14 protein-coding genes are annotated in these 16529 nt (G+C 71.3%); all 14 read right to left on the reverse strand.

Annotated elements, in window-relative coordinates; all coding sequences use genetic code 11:
* Positions 1 to 42: 42 nt before the first annotated feature.
* The gene (ftsA, locus tag ACYVAK_RS03000) at positions 43 to 1278 is read right to left on the reverse strand and encodes a cell division protein FtsA (protein ID WP_461057836.1); all 1236 of its coding nucleotides are present in this window, start codon (positions 1276 to 1278) and stop codon (positions 43 to 45) included.
* Entirely contained in the window at positions 1275 to 2012 is a 738-nt protein-coding gene (locus ACYVAK_RS03005; protein ID WP_461057838.1) for a cell division protein FtsQ/DivIB, read from the reverse strand. Before ACYVAK_RS03005 ends, ftsA begins: the two co-directional genes overlap by 4 nt.
* Entirely contained in the window at positions 2009 to 2995 is a 987-nt protein-coding gene (locus ACYVAK_RS03010) for a D-alanine--D-alanine ligase (protein WP_461057840.1), read from the reverse strand. The genes ACYVAK_RS03005 and ACYVAK_RS03010 overlap by 4 nt, the downstream gene beginning before the upstream one ends.
* Complete coding sequence (gene murC, locus ACYVAK_RS03015; RefSeq protein ID WP_461058618.1) at positions 2992 to 4425, reverse strand: UDP-N-acetylmuramate--L-alanine ligase; 1434 nt, start codon at positions 4423 to 4425, stop codon at positions 2992 to 2994. Before murC ends, ACYVAK_RS03010 begins: the two co-directional genes overlap by 4 nt.
* A complete protein-coding gene (murG, locus tag ACYVAK_RS03020) occupies positions 4425 to 5492 on the reverse strand; it encodes an undecaprenyldiphospho-muramoylpentapeptide beta-N-acetylglucosaminyltransferase (protein ID WP_461057842.1) in 1068 nt (355 codons plus the stop codon). Before murG ends, murC begins: the two co-directional genes overlap by 1 nt.
* Positions 5489 to 6823 (reverse strand): putative lipid II flippase FtsW, encoded by a 1335-nt coding sequence (gene ftsW, locus ACYVAK_RS03025; protein ID WP_461057844.1) that lies wholly within the window; start codon positions 6821 to 6823, stop codon positions 5489 to 5491. The genes murG and ftsW overlap by 4 nt, the downstream gene beginning before the upstream one ends.
* Positions 6823 to 7899 carry a phospho-N-acetylmuramoyl-pentapeptide-transferase gene (gene mraY, locus ACYVAK_RS03030; RefSeq protein ID WP_461057846.1) on the reverse strand — a complete coding sequence of 359 codons (1077 nt, stop codon included), beginning with the start codon at positions 7897 to 7899 and terminating at the stop codon, positions 6823 to 6825. Before mraY ends, ftsW begins: the two co-directional genes overlap by 1 nt.
* Positions 7889 to 9259, reverse strand: a complete 1371-nt coding sequence (locus ACYVAK_RS03035) for a UDP-N-acetylmuramoyl-tripeptide--D-alanyl-D-alanine ligase (protein ID WP_461058620.1) — start codon at positions 9257 to 9259, stop codon at positions 7889 to 7891. The genes mraY and ACYVAK_RS03035 overlap by 11 nt, the downstream gene beginning before the upstream one ends.
* Entirely contained in the window at positions 9250 to 10725 is a 1476-nt protein-coding gene (locus tag ACYVAK_RS03040; RefSeq protein ID WP_461058622.1) for a UDP-N-acetylmuramoyl-L-alanyl-D-glutamate--2,6-diaminopimelate ligase, read from the reverse strand. Before ACYVAK_RS03040 ends, ACYVAK_RS03035 begins: the two co-directional genes overlap by 10 nt.
* A 2-nt stretch (positions 10726 to 10727) precedes the next feature.
* A complete protein-coding gene (locus tag ACYVAK_RS03045; RefSeq protein ID WP_461057848.1) occupies positions 10728 to 12512 on the reverse strand; it encodes a peptidoglycan D,D-transpeptidase FtsI family protein in 1785 nt (594 codons plus the stop codon).
* Positions 12509 to 12772, reverse strand: a complete 264-nt coding sequence (ftsL, locus tag ACYVAK_RS03050) for a cell division protein FtsL (protein ID WP_461058624.1) — start codon at positions 12770 to 12772, stop codon at positions 12509 to 12511. Before ftsL ends, ACYVAK_RS03045 begins: the two co-directional genes overlap by 4 nt.
* Positions 12773 to 12774: 2 nt before the next feature.
* Positions 12775 to 13731 (reverse strand): 16S rRNA (cytosine(1402)-N(4))-methyltransferase RsmH, encoded by a 957-nt coding sequence (gene rsmH / locus ACYVAK_RS03055; protein ID WP_461057850.1) that lies wholly within the window; start codon positions 13729 to 13731, stop codon positions 12775 to 12777.
* 5 nt (positions 13732 to 13736) lie between these two features.
* Positions 13737 to 14183 (reverse strand): division/cell wall cluster transcriptional repressor MraZ, encoded by a 447-nt coding sequence (mraZ, locus tag ACYVAK_RS03060; protein ID WP_297865742.1) that lies wholly within the window; start codon positions 14181 to 14183, stop codon positions 13737 to 13739.
* A 186-nt stretch (positions 14184 to 14369) separates the two neighbouring features.
* On the reverse strand, positions 14370 to 16469 hold the full coding sequence (locus ACYVAK_RS03065; RefSeq protein ID WP_461057852.1) for an LpqB family beta-propeller domain-containing protein: 2100 nt from the start codon (positions 16467 to 16469) through the stop codon (positions 14370 to 14372).
* Positions 16470 to 16529: the final 60 nt, after the last annotated feature.

A 16529-nucleotide genomic window follows, 5' to 3' on the forward strand; every position in this document is an offset into this window, starting at 1 on the left:
GGTGTTTCTACTTCGGTGGGAAAAACGTCGGGGGGCCGACGGTCAGAACGCGCCCCGGAACCAGTTCCGGAAGCGCGTGAAAGCGACGCCGGCCTTGCCGGCGTTGAGGCTGGGGCGGGGGCCCGCTTCGAGCGAGCGCCCCCAGAGCAGCAGGCCCACGCCGGTGGCATGGACGGGATTGGTGATGACTTCGCCGAGGCCGGTGACGTGCTGCGGGATGCCGACGCGCACGGGCATGTGCAGCATCTCCTCGGCCAGCTCGACCACGCCCTCCATGCGGGCGCTGCCGCCGGTCAGCACCATGCCGGCGCGCACCAGCTCCTCGTAGCCGGCGCGGCGGAGTTCCGCCTGCACCATCTCGAAGATCTCCTCGTAGCGGTTCTGCACCGCCTCGGCGAGCGCCTGGCGGGCCAGGCGGCGCGGCGCGCGGTCGCCGACGCTGGGCACCTGGATGGTTTCCTCGCGGCCGGCGAGCTGGGCCAAGGCGCAGGCGTAGCGCACCTTGATCTGCTCGGCTTCCGGCGTGGGCGTGCGCAGCAGGTGGGCGATGTCGTTGGTGATCTGGTCGCCGGCGATCGGCAGGCAGGCCGAGTGGCGGATGGCGCCCTGCACGAACACATTGATGTCGGTGGTGCCGGCGCCGATGTCGACCAGCACGACGCCGAGCTCCTTCTCGTCGGCGGTGAGCACGGCGGTGCTCGAGGCCAGCGAAGACAGGATCAGGTCGTCGACCGAGAGACCGCAGCGCTGGATGCACTTGCTGATGTTGGCGGCCGCGGCGGTGGCGCCGGTGATCAGGTGCGCACGCACTTCGAGGCGCACGCCGGACATGCCGACCGGGTTGCGGATGCCTTCCTGCGAGCCGTCGACGATGTACTCCTGCGGGATGGCATGGAGGATGCGCTGGTCGGCCGGCACCGCGACGGCGCGCGCCGCCTCGAGCACGCGGTCGAGATCGGCGTAGCTCACCTCGCCCGAGGCGATCGGCACCACGCCGTTGGAGTTGCGGCACTGGATGTGGCTGCCGGCGATCGAGGCATAGACCGAACGGATCTCGCAGCCGGCCATCACGTCCGCTTCCTCGATGGCGCGCTGGATCGACTGCACCGTGCTCTCGATGTCGACGACGACGCCGCGGCGCATGCCGCGCGATTCGTGCGAACCGATGCCGATCACCTCGATGGGCTGGTCGGGGGCGTACTCGCCGACGAGGGCCGTCACCTTGGAGGTGCCGATGTCGAGGCCGACGATGAGGGACTTGTCGCTCTTGCGGTTCATGCGTTGCTCGATGCGGAAGGCGCGGCGGGGGCCGCCGCGGCGTCGCCCCACGTGAGGGCGAAACCATTGGTGTAGCGGAGATCAGCGCGCTGCAGCACGCGTCCGGCCGGATCGCGGCCGAGCGTGGGCAGCAGGCGGGCGAAGCGCGACAGCCGGGCCAGGGCGTCGTGGCGACCGAGCTCGACCTGGAGGCCGTCCACGGTCGTGATCGACCAGCCGCCGCGCGCCGACAGGTGCAGCTCGCGGATGTCGCTGCCGACGCGCACCAGCACCGGGCGCGCTTCGCGATGGAAGGCGATGACCTCGGCGACGCGGCCGTCGGCCGCTTCGAAGCGCGGCAGCGGCGTGGCGAGGCCGGCGGGGAGGACGAAGAGCCGGCCGTCGTCGGACAACAGCCGGTCCTCGCCCCAGTGCGCATAGGGGCGAAGCTCGGTGAGCCGCACTTCGAGGCGGTCCGGCCAACGCTTGCGCACATCGACCTGGTCGACCCACGGCAGCGCGGCAACGGCCCGGCGGATCGCCACCGGATCGACGGCGAAGAACCCGCCCTGCGCCATCGGCGCGATGGTCGCGCGCAGCGTGGCCTCGTCGACCAGCTTCAGCGGCGCCTGCAGGGCCAGCGTGCGGATGGGCCAGCGCTCGGCGCCGATCCAGCCGTTCACGACGGCCACCACCGGCATCGCCAGAAGCAGCAGCGCGAAGGCCCATCCCAGCAGTTGCCACACGCGGGTCATGCGCGACGGGCCTCCAGGGTCTGGGCGAGGATGGCGAGACACAGGTCTTCGAAGCCGATGCCGACCTCGCGCGCGGCCTTGGGCACGAGCGAATGGCTGGTCATGCCCGGCGCGGTGTTCACCTCCATCAGCAGGAAGCGGCCGTCGGCATGCCGCATCACGTCGACGCGGCCCCAGCCGGTGCAGCCGGCCGCGCGGAATCCCGCCAGCGCGAGCGCGCGGATGGCGGCCTCGTCGTCGCCGGCGAGGCCGGGGCAGTGGTACTGCGTGTCGTCGCTGATGTACTTGGCGTGGTAGTCGTACCACTCGCCGGGCGGAACGATGCGCACCGACGGCAGCGCGACGCCGCCGAGGATGCCGACCGTGAACTCGCCGCCGGTGATCATCTGCTCGGCCAGCAGCTCGCCCGGATAGGTGGCCGCGAAGGCGATGGCCGGCGCGAGCCCGGCCTCGTCGACGATGCGGAAGACGCCGACGCTCGACCCTTCGGCCGAGGGCTTGACGAACACCGGCAGGCCCAGCGAGCGCACGGCCGCGGCGAGGTCGCCACCTGGCGGAATGCGCACGAAACCCGCGGTGGCGAGGCCTTCGGCCATCCACACCTGCTTGGTGCGGATCTTGTCCATCGTGAGCGCGCTGCCCAGCACGCCGGGTCCGGTATACGGAACCCCCAGGGCGTCGAGCGCCCCCTGCAACACGCCGTTCTCGCCGCCGCCGCCGTGGAGGATGTTGAACACGCGATCGAAGCGCTCGCCGCGAGCGAGCCCCGCCAGCAGCGTGGACACGCCGTCGACCGCATGGGCATCGACACCGCGCGCCTGCAGGGCGGCCAGCACGTTGGCACCGGAATTCAGCGACACGTCGCGTTCCGCCGAATCGCCGCCCATCAACACGGCCACGCGGCCGAACACGGCCGGCGCAAGCGCTTCGACGCGCGCCTTCAAGGCGTCCACGGCGGCGCGGCTGGCGGCGTCGAGGCTCATGCGCTCCGCTCCGGCAGGCCGCGGTCGGCCAGCTGCTGGGCCACGGCGCCGATGTCGCCGGCGCCGAGCAGGATCACGAGGTCGTCCGGTTGCAGCACGTCACCGAGCATCGCCGGCAGCTCCTTCGCCGTGCCGGCCAGCACCGGATCGACGCGGCCACGGGTGCGGATGGCGCGCGCCAGCGACTTGCTGTCGGCGTTCGCGATCGGTGCTTCGCCGGCCGGATAGACGTCGCACAGCACGAGGCCGTCGACGTCACTGAGCACCTTGGCGAAGTCGTCGAACAGATCGCGCGTGCGGCTGTAGCGGTGCGGCTGGAAGCACGCCACCAGGCGGCGTTGCGGCCAGCCGCCGCGCGCGGCGGCGAACACCGCCGCAAGCTCGGCCGGATGGTGGCCGTAGTCATCGACGAGCAGCGCCGTGCCGCCGTTCGGCAGGGCCATCTCGCCCTTGAGGTTGAAGCGACGGCCCACGCCCTGGAAGGCCGAAAGCGCGCGGGCGATGGCCTCGGCGGGCACGCCGAGCTGCCAGCCGATGGCGGCGGCGGCCAGCGCGTTCTGCACGTTGTGGCGACCCGGCAGGTTCAGCGCCATCGGCACCGGCGCCTCGCCCGGCAGGTGCAGCAGGAAGTGCATCTGCTGGCCCCGCTGCGAGACCTCGCTGGCGCGCACGTCGGCGCTCTGGGCGAAGCCGTAGCGCAGCACGTGGCGCGGCGTGCGGGTGGCGAGCATCGCCACTTCCGGATCGTCGATGCACAGCACGGCCAGGCCGTAGAACGGCAGGCGATGCAGGAACTCGTCGAAGGCCTGCTTCACGCGGTCGAAGTCGCCACCGTAGTTCTCGAGGTGGTCGGCATCGATGTTGGTGACGACGGCCACCAGCGGGTTCAGGCGCAGGAAGCTGCCGTCGCTCTCGTCGGCCTCGGCCACCAGCCACTCGCTGCCGCCAAGGCGCGCGTTCGCGCCGGCCGACAGCAGCTTGCCGCCGATGACGAAGGTCGGGTCGAGCCCGCCCTCGCTGAGCACGCTGGCCACCAGCGAGGTCGTCGTGGTCTTGCCATGCGTGCCGGCGATGGCGATGCCGCGCTTGAAGCGCATCAGCTCCGCCAGCATCTCGGCGCGCGGCACCACGGGGATGCGGCGGGCGCGGGCTTCGATGAGCTCCGGGTTGTCGGCCTTGATGGCGCTGGAGACGACCAGCGCATCGACGTCGCCGACATGCTCGGCGCGATGGCCGCGGTGGATGGTCGCGCCCAGCGCAGCGAGACGCTGCGTGGTGGCGTTGTCGGCGGCGTCCGATCCGGAGACGGCATAGCCGAGCGTGAGCATCACTTCGGCGATGCCGCTCATGCCCACGCCGCCGATGCCGACGAAATGCACGCGGTTGAAGACGCGGGCGAGGTCACCGGGGTGCTTCAGGCGTCCGCGCATCATGCGTGGGCTTCCTTGTAGGCGATGTCGGCGACGCGCTCGGCCGCGCCCGGCAGGGCCAGGGCGCGCGCGGCGCGGGCCATGTCGAGCAGGCGGCGGCGGTCGCCGAGCAGGGTTTTGAGGCGCTCCGCGAGGTCGGCCGCGAGGGTGTCGGTCTGGCGCAGCCACAGTGCGGCGCCGCCTTCGGCGAGGTACTCGGCGTTGCGCGCCTGGTGGTCGTCGACGGCACCGGGGAACGGCACCAGCACGCTGGCCACGCCAGCGGCGCAGAGCTCGGCGAGGGTGGACGCACCCGCGCGGCTGATGACGAGATCCGCCCAGCCGTAGGCGTCGGCCATGTCGGTGATGAAGGGTTCGATGCGTGCGTTCAACTTCGACACCGCATAGGCGGCGCGCGCTTCGTCGACCAGCTTCTCGCCACACTGGTGGCGGATCTCGAGGTTCATCCAGCCGGCCAGCGCCTTCGGCACGGCGAGGTTGAGGCCGCGCGCGCCCTGGCTGCCGCCGAGCACGAGCACGCGGACCGCGCCGCTGCGACCCTGCAGGCGACGCACCGGGTCGGGCAGCGCCGCGATGGCGTCGCGCACCGGGTTGCCCACGGCCTCGGCCGGCGGCGGGAAAACGCCGGGGAAGCCGGTGAGCACCCTGCGGGCGACGCGGGCCAGCACGCGGTTGGTGAGGCCGGGGGCGCGGTTCTGCTCGTGCACGATCAGCGGCAAGCCGAGCGTGCGCGCCGCAAGGCCGCCGGGGCCGCTGGCGAAGCCGCCGAAGGCGAGCACCGCCTGCGGCCGCTGGGCCTTCAGCAACGCACGGGCCTGCAGCACCGCGCGGGCGACGTTGAGCGGGGCCGCCAGCAGGGCCAACGGACCCTTGCCGCGCAGCGCACCGATGCGGATGGCGTCGATGGCGAAGCCGCCCTGCGGCACCAGGCGTTCCTCCATGCCGCCGGCCGACCCCATCCAGCGCACGTCGGCGCCGCGCTCGCGCAGCACCCGCGCCACGGCCAGCGCCGGGAAGATGTGGCCGCCGGTGCCGCCGGCCATGACGGTGAAGCGCGGCGTGCTCATCGGGGGCCTCCGAGCACGGGTTCGATGCGCGACGTGCCACGACCACCGACCGCAGGCACCTTGGGCTTGGCCCGGACGGCGGCGGCCTGGGCCGCGACGAGCGCGGCCGGCAGGACCGTCTCGCCCGGCTCGTCGATCCCGCGCAGTTCGCCACGGGCGCGCTGCACCTGGCGCTCGGAACGATCGAGTTCGTAACTGACGCGCAGCAGGACGCCGAGCATCGCGCAGGTCATCATCACGCTCGAGCCGCCGGAGCTGATCAACGGCAGCGTCAGGCCCTTCGTCGGCAGCAGGCCGAGGTTCACGCCGATGGACACGGTGGCCTGGATGCCGATCGACAACCCGATGCCGAACGCCAGAAGCCCGGCGAATTGGCGGCGAAGCGCCATGCAGCGCAGGCCCACCGAGAACGCGCGCCAAAGCAGCACGGCATAGAGCGCGAGGACGACGCACACGCCCAGGAAGCCCAGCTCCTCGGCCAGCACGGAGAAAATGAAGTCCGTATGCACCTCGGGGAACGCCTGCAGCTTCTGCACCGAGGCCCCGAGGCCGACGCCGTCGAAACCGCCGCGGCCGATGGCGATCAGCGCCTGCACCAGCTGGTAGCCGCCGCCGAAGGGGTCCTCGAACGGCTCGCGGAAGCTGGTGATGCGCGCGAGCCGGTACGGCTCGAGCACCGCGATGCCGATGAACAGCACGACCACCGGGGCACCGAGCATCATGAGCTTGCCGAGCGGGGCGCCGCCGAGGAAGATCATGCCGCCGACGATCGCCAGTAGCAGTGCCGACGAGCCGAAGTCGGGCTGCGCCAGCAGCAGCAGCACGAGCAGGCCGACGATGCCGAGCGGCTTGATCAGGCTGGGCCAGTGGGCCGCGATCTCATCCTTGCGGCGCGCGAGGTAGCTGGCGGTCCAGACGATGAGCAGCAGCTTCACCGCCTCGACGGCCTGGAAGTTCAGCACCATGAAGTTGAGCCAGCGCCGCGCGCCGTTGACGCGCACGCCGAATCCCGGGATGAAGACCAGCAGCAGGGCGACGAAGCAGGCGACGAGGGCGAGCTGCTGGTAGCGCTCCACCGTCTTCAGTTCGAGGTTCATCGCCACCCAGGCCAGCGTGCCGCCCAAGGCGAGCGCGAACAGGTGGCGCTGGACGAAGTAGAACTCGCCGACGCCCATCACGTCGGCCAGGCCGAGCGACGCCGACGTGACCATGACGATGCCGAGCACGGCCAGCGACAGGACGGCCCCGAGCAGCCAGCGGTCGTAGCGACCGCCGATGGCGTCGAGGCGGGTGGCCTGGGCCGGGACGTCGATGGGCTTGGCGAGCGTCATCAACGCACCTTCAACGTCGCCAGCGCGACGAGGGCGAGCATCACGGAGATGATCCAGAAGCGCACGATCACGCGCGGTTCCGGCCAGCCCTTGAGCTCGAAGTGGTGGTGGATCGGGGCCATGCGGAAGATGCGGCGGCCGGTGAGCTTGAACGAGGCCACCTGCGCCATCACCGACAGCGTTTCGATGACGAAGATGCCGCCGACGATCACCAGCACGATCTCCTGGCGGACGATGATGGCCACGCAGCCGAGCACCGCCCCGAGCGCGAGGGCGCCGACGTCACCCATGAACACCATCGCGGGATAGGTGTTGAACCACAGGAAACCGAGGCCGGCACCGCCGATGGCCGCGCAAAGGATGGCCAGCTCGCCGGCGCCGGGGATGCGCGGGATGCCGAGGTATTCGGAGAACACCGCGTTGCCGGAGGCGTAGGCGAACACGGCGAGCACGCCGGCCGTCAGCACCACCGGCATGATCGCCAGCCCGTCGAGGCCGTCCGTGAGGTTGACCGCGTTCGAGAAGCCGACGATCCAGAAGTAGGCGACGACGACGAACATCAGCCCCAGCGGCAACGCGAAGTTCTTCAACAGCGGCAGGTAGAGCGTGGTATTCGAGGGATGGTCGGCCGTCGCGAACAGGACCACCGCCGCGACCAGGCCGAACACCGACTGCAGCGCGTACTTGTGCCGCGACTTCAGGCCGTTCGGATCGCGGCGGACGATCTTGATCCAGTCGTCGAGCCAGCCGATCAGGGCGAACGAGAGCATCACCGCCAGCGCGATCCACACGTAGCGGTTGGACAGGTCCGACCACAGCAGGGTGGACAGCGTCACCGCGAGCAGGATCAGCGCGCCGCCCATGGTCGGCGTGCCCGCCTTGCTGAAGTGGCTCTGCGGGCCGTCCGTGCGGATCGGCTGGCCGCCGCTCTTCAGCGCGCGCAGGCGGTCGATGACGAAGGGCCCCATCCACAGCGACAGGGCCAGCGCGGTGCCGGCGCCAACGATCGCGCGCATGGTGATGAATTCGAACAGGCCGAACCCGGGGAACAGCCAACGGAGCAACTCAAGCAGCATCGGCGCCCTCCTTGGCCAGAACCCCGGCCACCACCACGTCCATCGCGCTGCCGCGCGACCCCTTCACCAGGCAACGCACGCCCGCGGCAGCGGAGAGCGCCTCGCGGAGCGCCAGCACGAGCGATTCGCGCGAATCGAAATGCCGGCCACCTTCGCCGAAGGCCGAACTGGCCTCGGCGGCGAGCACGCCGATCGTCCAGATGCGCTTCAGGCCGGCCGCACGCGCCTGCCGACCGGCCTCGGCATGCAGGGCCGGGCCACCCGGCCCCAGTTCGCGCATGTCGCCAAGCACGAGCCAGGCCTCGTTCGCACCCGCCAGCGTCGCGATGGCGGCGGCGAGCGAGCCCGGATTGGCGTTGTAGCTGTCATCGACGAGCACGTTGCCGTTGGCCAGCGCATGCGCGACCTGGCGGCCCTTGACCGGCTCGGCGCCCCGCAGGCCGTCGACGATGGTGTCGAAGCCGGCGCCGGCGGCGAGCGCCATCGCCGCGGCCGCCAGCGCGTTGGCGACCGCATGGCGCCCCGGCAGCGGCAGGTGGATGTCGGCGCGGCCCGCCGGGGTCACGAGCATGAATCGACTGCCGGCGGCGTCGAGGCGCAGGTCGCGGGCGCGCACGTCGGCGTCGTTCTCGATGCCATAGCGCAACACGCGGCGACCGCCGATGCGCTGCATGAAATACGGCGCGAAAGCGTCGTCGGCATTCACCACGGCGATGCCGTCGTCGGGCAGCGCCTCGTAGATGGCGCCCTTGGTCTCGGCGATGCCATGCAGGCTGCCGAGGCGCTCGATGTGCGCGGCGGCGATGTTGTTCACCAGCGCCACGTTCGGCGCGACGATGCTGCACAGGTAGGCGATGTCGCCGGGCTTGCCGGCACCCATTTCATAAACGGCGAACTGCGCGTCTTCCGGCGCGCCGATGACGGCGAGGGGCAGGCCGATCTCGTTGTTGAGGTTGCCCGGGTTCACGTGGGCGCGGCCGGCGCGGGACAGGATCCCGTGGAGCAGGGTCTTCACCGAGGTCTTGCCATTGCTGCCGGTGAGCGCGAGCACGACGGCCGGGCGCCCCTGCTGCAGTCCGGCGGCGAGTTCGCCGAGCGCCTCCTCCGTATCGGCCACGTGGACCTGAGGCAGCGCGGTCTCGACCGGACGGCTCACCATCACGGCGGCCGCGCCGGCGGCTTCGGCCTGGGCGACGAAGTCGTGGGCGTCGAAGCGCTCGCCGCGCAGCGCGACGAACAGTGCGCCCGGTGCGATGGCACGGGTGTCGGTCGAGATCGCGGTGACCGTCGCATCGGCGCCGATCAGGCGGCCCTCCGTCCAGCGCGCGACGTCCGCGAGCGTGATCGGCCTCATGCGCAGGCCTCCAGCGCGGCCCGGGCTTCGGCCACGTCGTCGAAAGCGTGCTTCACGCCCGCGATTTCCTGATAGGGCTCGTGGCCTTTGCCGGCGAGCAGGACCACGTCGCCGGGGCGCGCCGCGGCAACGGCTGCACGGATCGCGGCGCGGCGGTCGCGCACCACGGCATGGCGCGCCGGCTCGCGGAAGCCGGCCAGGATGTCGGCGACGATGGCGTCGCCATCCTCGCCACGCGGGTTGTCGTCGGTGACGGTGACGCGGTCGGCATGGGCCTCGGCGATCGCCGCCATCTGGGGACGCTTGCCACGGTCACGCTCACCGCCGCAGCCGAACACGCAGGCGAGCAGGCCGTGCACGTGGCCGCGCAGCGACACCAGCGCCTGCTGCAGCGCATCCGGCGTGTGGGCGTAGTCGACCACCACGAGCGGCTTTGCGCCGCCGCCGAGCCGGGTCATGCGGCCATGCACGGGCTCGAGCGTCGGCAGCACCGCCGCCACCCCGGCGAACGCGATGCCCAGCGCGCGCAGCGCACCGGCCACCGCCAGCAGGTTGTCGGCGTTGAATCGACCCAGCAGCGGCGAGGCGATCGCGGCGCGTTCGTCGCCCTCGACCAGCGTGAAGCGAAGGCCATCGGCGGTCAGGGCCAGAGCCTCGGCGCGCAGTCGCGCGGCCGGATCCCCGTTCGCCGAGACCGTCCAGCGAGACCCTTCGGGCAGGCGCGCCGCCAGCGTGCGGCCGAAGTCGTCGTCGAGGTTAACCACCGCGCCGTGCAGTGTTGGCCACGCGAACAGCTTGGCCTTGGCCGCGCCATAGGCCGCCATCGTGCCGTGATAATCGAGATGGTCGCGCGTCAGGTTCGAGAACACCGCGACCTCGAAGCGCACGCCGTCCACGCGACCTTGGTCGAGCGCATGCGAACTCACCTCCATCGCCACGGCGCGGGCGCCGTCATCGCGGAGCTGCGCCAGCAGCGCGTGCACGCTGAGCACGTCCGGGGTGGTGCGCTCGCCTTCGACGATGCGTCCCACGCGGCCCGCGCCCAGGGTGCCGATGGTGCCGGCGGGCGTGCCGAGGCGCTCGAGCGCCTGCGCGATGAGCTGGACGGTCGAGGTCTTGCCGTTGGTGCCGGTCACGCCGACCACGCGAAGTGCGCCGGACGGTTCGCCCGCCACCCGGTCGGCGAGCCCACCGAGCGCGGCGCGCAGCCCTGCAACGGCGACCGTGCGGGCGCCGTCCGCCTCACTCAGCACCACGTCGGCCGGCGCCTCGCCGTCATGGAGGATGGCCACCGCCCCCTTCGCGAGGACGTCGGCCGCATGGCGGAGGCCGTGCGTGGTCGCCCCGGCCAGCGCGATGAAGACGTCGCCGGGCCGCACGTGTCGACTGTCGGCGACGAGCCGCGACACCGGCACGTCGAGTGCCGAAGGGACGACGGCGAGCCCGGCGAGCAGGTCGGCGAGTCGGAGCATGCTCACGGCTGCACCCCCGCATCCACGCCGGCGCCCGGCGCATCGAGCGGAACGAGCCCGTCGGTGCCGATCTCCGTCGTATCGGCCTCGGGGGCGGTAGCGAACCAGCCGCGCACGTTGTCCGGAGGCACGTCCATGAGGCGCAGGGCCCCGTCCATCACGCTGTGGAACACCGGGGCCGCCACGGCACCGCCGTAGAACGCACCGGCGCTCGGGTCGTGGATCGCGACCACCATGGCGAAGCGCGGCTGCTGCACCGGCACGATACCGGCGAACATCGACACGTAGCGCCGCTCGTATCCGCCGGCGACCGAGCGGCGCGTGGTGCCGGACTTGCCGGCCACGCGGTAGCCGGCCACGGCGGCCGTCGTTGCGGTGCCGCCGGGCGCGACCACGGTCTCCAGCATGCCGACGACGCTGCGGGCGATCTGCGGGTCGATCACCTGCCTGCCGTGGCCCTGCCCGACGTTGCCACCGCGCACGAAGGTCGGCGACAGCAGGCGGCCGCCGTTGCCGAGCGCGGCGTAGCCCTGCGCGACCTGCAGCGGCGTCACCGAGAGGCCGTACCCGTAGGAGATGGTCGCCTTCTCCACCTCGCCCCAGCCGGACGGCGCCTCGAGCCGCCCGCCCGCCTCGCCGGGGAAGCCGCTGTTGGTCGACTGCGCGAAGCCGAAGCGGTTGAGCACGTCGTAGAAGTGCTCGTTGCTCATCTCCAGCGCCAGCCTCGTCGAGGCGATGTTCGAGCTCTTCTGCAGCAGCCGGGCCATGTCGACCATGCCGAAATTGCGCACGTCGCGGATGGTGTGGTTGTGCAGGGGGAAGAAGCCGGGGTTGGTGTCGATCTGGCGCGTCGGATCGGCGCCGTTCTCCATCGCCGCGGCGACGGTGAAGGCCTTGATGACCGAACCGGGCTCGACGAGGTCGGTGACGGCGCGGTTGCGTCGCGCCGCCTCCTGCCCCGGCGCGCGCGCGTTGGGGTTGTAACTCGGCTGGTTGACCATGGCGATCACCTCGCCGGTCGGGATGTCGAGCACCACCACCGATCCGCTGTTCGCGTTGTGCAGCGCCAGGGCGGCCTTGAGTTCTCGATAGGCGAGGTACTGCACGCGACGGTCGATCGACAGCACCAGATCGCGCCCGGGCTCGGCCGGCCGCAGCAGGTCGACGTCGTCGATGATCTGCCCCTGGCGATTGCGGATGACGCGCTTGCTGCCCGGCTTGCCGGTGAGCCACGGGTCGAAGGCCAGTTCGAGCCCTTCCTGCCCCCGGTCGTCGATGTTGGTGGTGCCCAGCACGTGCGCCAGCACTTCGCCATGCGGGTAGAAGCGGCGGAACTCGCGCTGCTCGTGCACGCCGGGGATGCCGAGCGCCACGACGGCCGCGGCCGCATCGGGGTTCATGTGCCGGCGCAGGTAGACGAACTCGCGGTCGGCGCGCTCGCCGAGGCGCCGCGCCAACTCGCGCTGCGGCAGTCCAAGGGCCGCCGCCAGCTCCCCCAGCCGCTCGGGATGCCGCAGCGTTTCCTTGGGGTTGGCCCATACGGAGGCCACCGGCGACGATGCGGCCAGCGTCTCGCCGCTGCGGTCGAGGATGCTGCCGCGCGAGGCCATGATCGGCACGTCGCGCACGAAGCGAGCATCGCCCTGCTGCTGGTAGAACTCGGGACTGAGCAGCTGGAGCCAGGCGGCGCGTGCGGCGATCGCGAACCCGCAGGCGCCCAGCACCGCGGCGAGGAACAGCAGGCGGCCGCGCGGGTCGAAGGTGTTCGGCTTCACGCGCGGGCTCACGGCTGCACCACCACGACGTCCGCGCCTTCCGGGAACTTCATGCCGAGCTTCGACGTCGCGACCTGCTCGATCCGGTTCATCTCGGACCACGTGGCCTGCTCGATCTGCAGCCGGCCGAACTCGATGTTCAGCTCGTCGCGCTCGTTCTCGGCCCTCGAGAGCGCGATGAAGGCCTCGCGGTGCTGGTGGCGCGTGAGCACGACGGCGATCGCGCTGGTGGCCACCAGCCCGAGCAGGAGAAGCAGGACGAAGGCGCGCAGGCTCATGGGCGCGCTCCCGCGGCCCCGAGCTTCTCGGCGACGCGCAGCACGGCGCTGCGGGCGCGCGGGTTGGCGGCCAGCTCGGCCTCGTCGGCCTTGATCGCGCCCGACACGTCGCGCAGACCCGGCGTGAACGCCACTTCGACCAGCGCGCGACGGTTCGACGGCGGCGCCTTGGCGCGCTCGTTGATGAACTGCTTGGTGATGCGGTCTTCCAGCGAGTGGAAGCTGATCACCGCGAGCCGGCCGCCGACCTTCAGCGCCCGCTCCGCGGCTTCGAGCCCGGCGACGAGATCGTCGAGCTCGGCGTTCACGTGGATGCGGATGGCCTGGAAGCTGCGCGTGGCGGGGTGGGTCTTGCCGTCGCCGCGACCGAGCAGCTTGGCGATGACGTCGGCCAGGTCGCCGGTCCGCTCGAACGGCCGCTCGGCGCGGCGCGCGACGATCGCCTTGGCGATGCGCCGGCTCTGGCGCTCCTCGCCGTGCAGCCAGAGCACGCGGGCGATCTCGGCCTCGTCGGCGGTGTTGACGAAGTCCGCGGCGCTCATGCCCTGCGTCGGGTCCATGCGCATGTCGAGCGGGCCGTCGTTGCGGAAGCTGAAACCGCGCGCGGCCTTGTCGAGCTGCGGCGACGAGACACCGAGGTCGAACAGCACGCCATCGAGGCCGCCGGCCGTCTCCGGCCACTCGCCGAGCGTGGCGAAGCTGGCCTGGCGCACGCGCACCCGCGCGTCATCGGCGGCCAGCGCGTTCGCCACGCGGATCGCCTCGGGGTCCTTGTCCATCACCAGCAGGCGCCCTTCCGGCCCGAGTTGGGCCAGCACGCCGCGCGCGTGGCCACCGCGGCCGAAGGTGCCATCGAGGTAGGTGCCCGCCGGCTTGACGGCAAGACCGTCCAGCACCGGCGCCCAGAGCACCGGCACATGTTGCGAAGGCGGTGCGGCGGACGCGCTGGCCATCGGCACTAGAGCCGCAAGTCCTGCATCGCCGCACTGACGCCGGCCGACCCGATGGTCTGCCGCATCAGCGCGAGATGCGCCTGCTCGCTCCACAGCTCCAACCGTCCCCCCATGCCCATCAGCACGGCCTTCTTCTCGAGGCCGGCGGTCGTCCGCATCGACGGCGGCAGCAGCACGCGCCCGGCGGAATCCGGCTCCAGCGGCGTGGCGGCACCGACCAGCATGCGCTGCAGCACGCGGTGCTCCGGCACGAAGGGCGAGAGCGCGACGATCTGGTCGCGCACCGCCTGCCAACCGGCCTCGGGGTAGAGGTAGAGCGAGCCCTGGTCGAACGGGTTGTAGGTGAGCACCAGGCGGTTGCCGCACTCACGCGCCACGACATCGCGGAAGGCGACCGGAATCGCCAGCCGCCCCTTGTCGTCGATTGTGATGGCCGTCTCGCCCTGGAACATGCCCGTCGGTGGATCCCCACCTTCTCCCACAAAAAACCAGAAATTCCCTCAGGCGCCCACGGTAGGCCCGCGTCAGGGGAGTGTCAATGACTTTTTGGAGGCAAATTCGCTTGGCGGATCAATCGCTTACGCCACACTTCAAGTGTTACTTGAAGTATTTATCCACAGCCGTTGTTTTGCTTGGATTCACTCCTCGGCGGGCTGCCGATAGCGCTCGAACCAGGCCAGGATGTTGTCGATCTTGGCGATGAACTGGCTGGGGCGTCCCGTCAGCCCATGGGACGCCTCCGGCACCCGGACCATGGCGGTGGGCACCCCCCGCAGGCGCAGGGCCTGGAAGTACTGCTCGGTCTCGCCCATCGGCGTGCGGTAATCGGCCTCGCCGGTCAGCAGCATGGTCGGCGTCTTCACATTGCCCACCAGCGACAGCGGCGAGCGCGCCCAGTAGTCCGCCTGCGACTCCCACGGGAAGCCCTTGAACCAGTGGCGGTGGAAGTACGGCGTCATGTCGGCCGTCAGCACGAAACTGGTCCAGTTGATGACGGGCTTGGCCACGACGGCGGCACGGAAGCGATCGGTCTTGCCGACGATCCACGCGGTGAGCACGCCGCCGCCCGAGCCGCCGGTGACGAAGAGGTTCTTTTCGTCGATGAAGCCGCGCGCGATCACCGCATCCACGCCCGACATGAGGTCGTCGTAGTCGAAGCCCGGATACGCGAGGTGGATGCTGTTGGCGAAGGCCTCGCCGTAGCTCGTGCTGCCGCGCGGGTTGGTGTACAGCACCACGTAGCCGGCGGCGGCGTAGCGCTGCAATTCCACGCTGAAGACCGGGCCGTAGGCCGTGTGCGGCCCGCCGTGGATCTCGAGCAGCAGCGGGTAGCGCTTCGACGGATCGAAACCGGGCGGCGTGACCAGCCAGCCCTCGATCTCCTTTCCATCATGCGAGGACGCCCAGGTGAGGGTTTCAACCTGGCCGAGCGTCTTGTGCGCGAAGAGATCCTCGTTGATCGCGGTCAGCGTGCGCACGCGGCCGCGCGCGTCGCTGACGGCCACGTCGCCGGGCCGCGTGGTCGAGGCCTGCACGAAGGCGAAGCGGCCATCGCGCGACACCGAGAATCCGCCGCCGGTGTACGGGCGGCCGACGTCGCTGGCGCCGAGCGGCGACGCGATCACGTCCAGCCTGCCGTCCATCGCGATGCGCGCGAGCTTGCGCACGCCGCGCTGGTCGAAAGCCACGTAAAGGTGCCGGCCATCCGCCGACCACGTCGGCTGTTCGAAATCGAGATCGTGCTCGCCGGTGAGATCGCGCACGTTGCCGCCCTCAGCGTCCATCACGTACAGACGGTGGTGCTGGTGGCTGACGCGGCGATCGTCGAAGCCGAGGTAGGCGATGCGCGTCCCATCGGGCGATACCGCCGGATTCGCGTCCGGGCCGTCGCGGCGCGTCAGGGTGCGCAGTGCGCCGGTCGCGATATCGACGGCGTGGATCTCCGAATCCAGCGGCGCCTGCTCGCGATCGGCGCGGCGATTCGCCGAGACGTAGAGCGTCCGGCCATCCGGAGAGAACGCCAGCGGCCCGCCATGGTCGGCGTCGCCCGCGGTCAGCGCACGCGGCGTGCCGCCCTCCGCCGGAACGATGAACACATGCGTGCTGCCGCTGCGCAGCGTGCCCTCGCCGTCCATGCGGAACACGGCGCGATCGACCACCGTCACCGGATCGGCCCACTCCGCGCCCTCGGGCTTCGGCGGCGGCGTGGCCATCGTAGAAGGCGCGGCCGGCACGAAGGCGGTGAACGCGAGCTGCGTGCCATCCGGCGACCACGTGAGGTCCCCCGGCGCTTCCACGAGATCGGTGATGCGCGCGGTCTGCCCGCTGTCCATCCAGCGCACGAACACCTGCGGCTTGCCGTCGCTGTTGGAAATGAAGGCGAGGCGCGTGCCGTCCGGCGACCAGCGCGGCGAGCGGTGGCTGTCGCCATCGGAGCGCAGGGGGCGATGCGCGGAACGCCCGCCCTCGGTATCGACGATCCACAGGTTCGCGATCGGCCGATCCTTCATCACGTCGTAGCGCGTGCGCACGTAGACGACGCGACGGCCGTCCGGCGAGATCTGCGCATCGCCGGCGGTCTCCAGCGCGAAGATGTCGGTACTTTCGAAGCGCGGGCTGGCCGACACCGTCGTCGCCGTGGCTGCCGCGCGCGCGGGGGAGGCCGATTGGGCGTGCAGTGGCACGGCGATGGCCAGGCCGAGGGCCAGCGGAAGAAGCGGGAACAAGCGGATCGACATGGTCGGAGCGTCCTGGCGGCGAATGCGCACGCAAGGGTGGCGGGCGCAGCCCGGCTTGGC

Source organism: Silanimonas algicola (assembly GCF_054777375.1).

Bases quoted from the DNA above. Each gene is read 5' to 3' on its own strand.
- ACYVAK_RS03040 (WP_461058622.1), bottom strand. From the start codon at position 10,725: ATGCTCCGACTCGCCGACCTGCTCGCCGGGCTCGCCGTCGTCCCTTCG.
- mraZ (WP_297865742.1), bottom strand. From the start codon at position 14,183: ATGTTCCAGGGCGAGACGGCCATCACAATCGACGACAAGGGGCGGCTG.
- mraY (WP_461057846.1), bottom strand. From the start codon at position 7,899: ATGCTGCTTGAGTTGCTCCGTTGGCTGTTCCCCGGGTTCGGCCTGTTC.
- rsmH (WP_461057850.1), bottom strand. From the start codon at position 13,731: ATGGCCAGCGCGTCCGCCGCACCGCCTTCGCAACATGTGCCGGTGCTC.
- ftsW (WP_461057844.1), bottom strand. From the start codon at position 6,823: ATGACGCTCGCCAAGCCCATCGACGTCCCGGCCCAGGCCACCCGCCTC.
- ACYVAK_RS03010 (WP_461057840.1), bottom strand. From the start codon at position 2,995: ATGAGCCTCGACGCCGCCAGCCGCGCCGCCGTGGACGCCTTGAAGGCG.
- murC (WP_461058618.1), bottom strand. From the start codon at position 4,425: ATGCGCGGACGCCTGAAGCACCCCGGTGACCTCGCCCGCGTCTTCAAC.
- ftsA (WP_461057836.1), bottom strand. From the start codon at position 1,278: ATGAACCGCAAGAGCGACAAGTCCCTCATCGTCGGCCTCGACATCGGC.
- ACYVAK_RS03065 (WP_461057852.1), bottom strand. From the start codon at position 16,469: ATGTCGATCCGCTTGTTCCCGCTTCTTCCGCTGGCCCTCGGCCTGGCC.
- ACYVAK_RS03005 (WP_461057838.1), bottom strand. From the start codon at position 2,012: ATGACCCGCGTGTGGCAACTGCTGGGATGGGCCTTCGCGCTGCTGCTT.
- murG (WP_461057842.1), bottom strand. From the start codon at position 5,492: ATGAGCACGCCGCGCTTCACCGTCATGGCCGGCGGCACCGGCGGCCAC.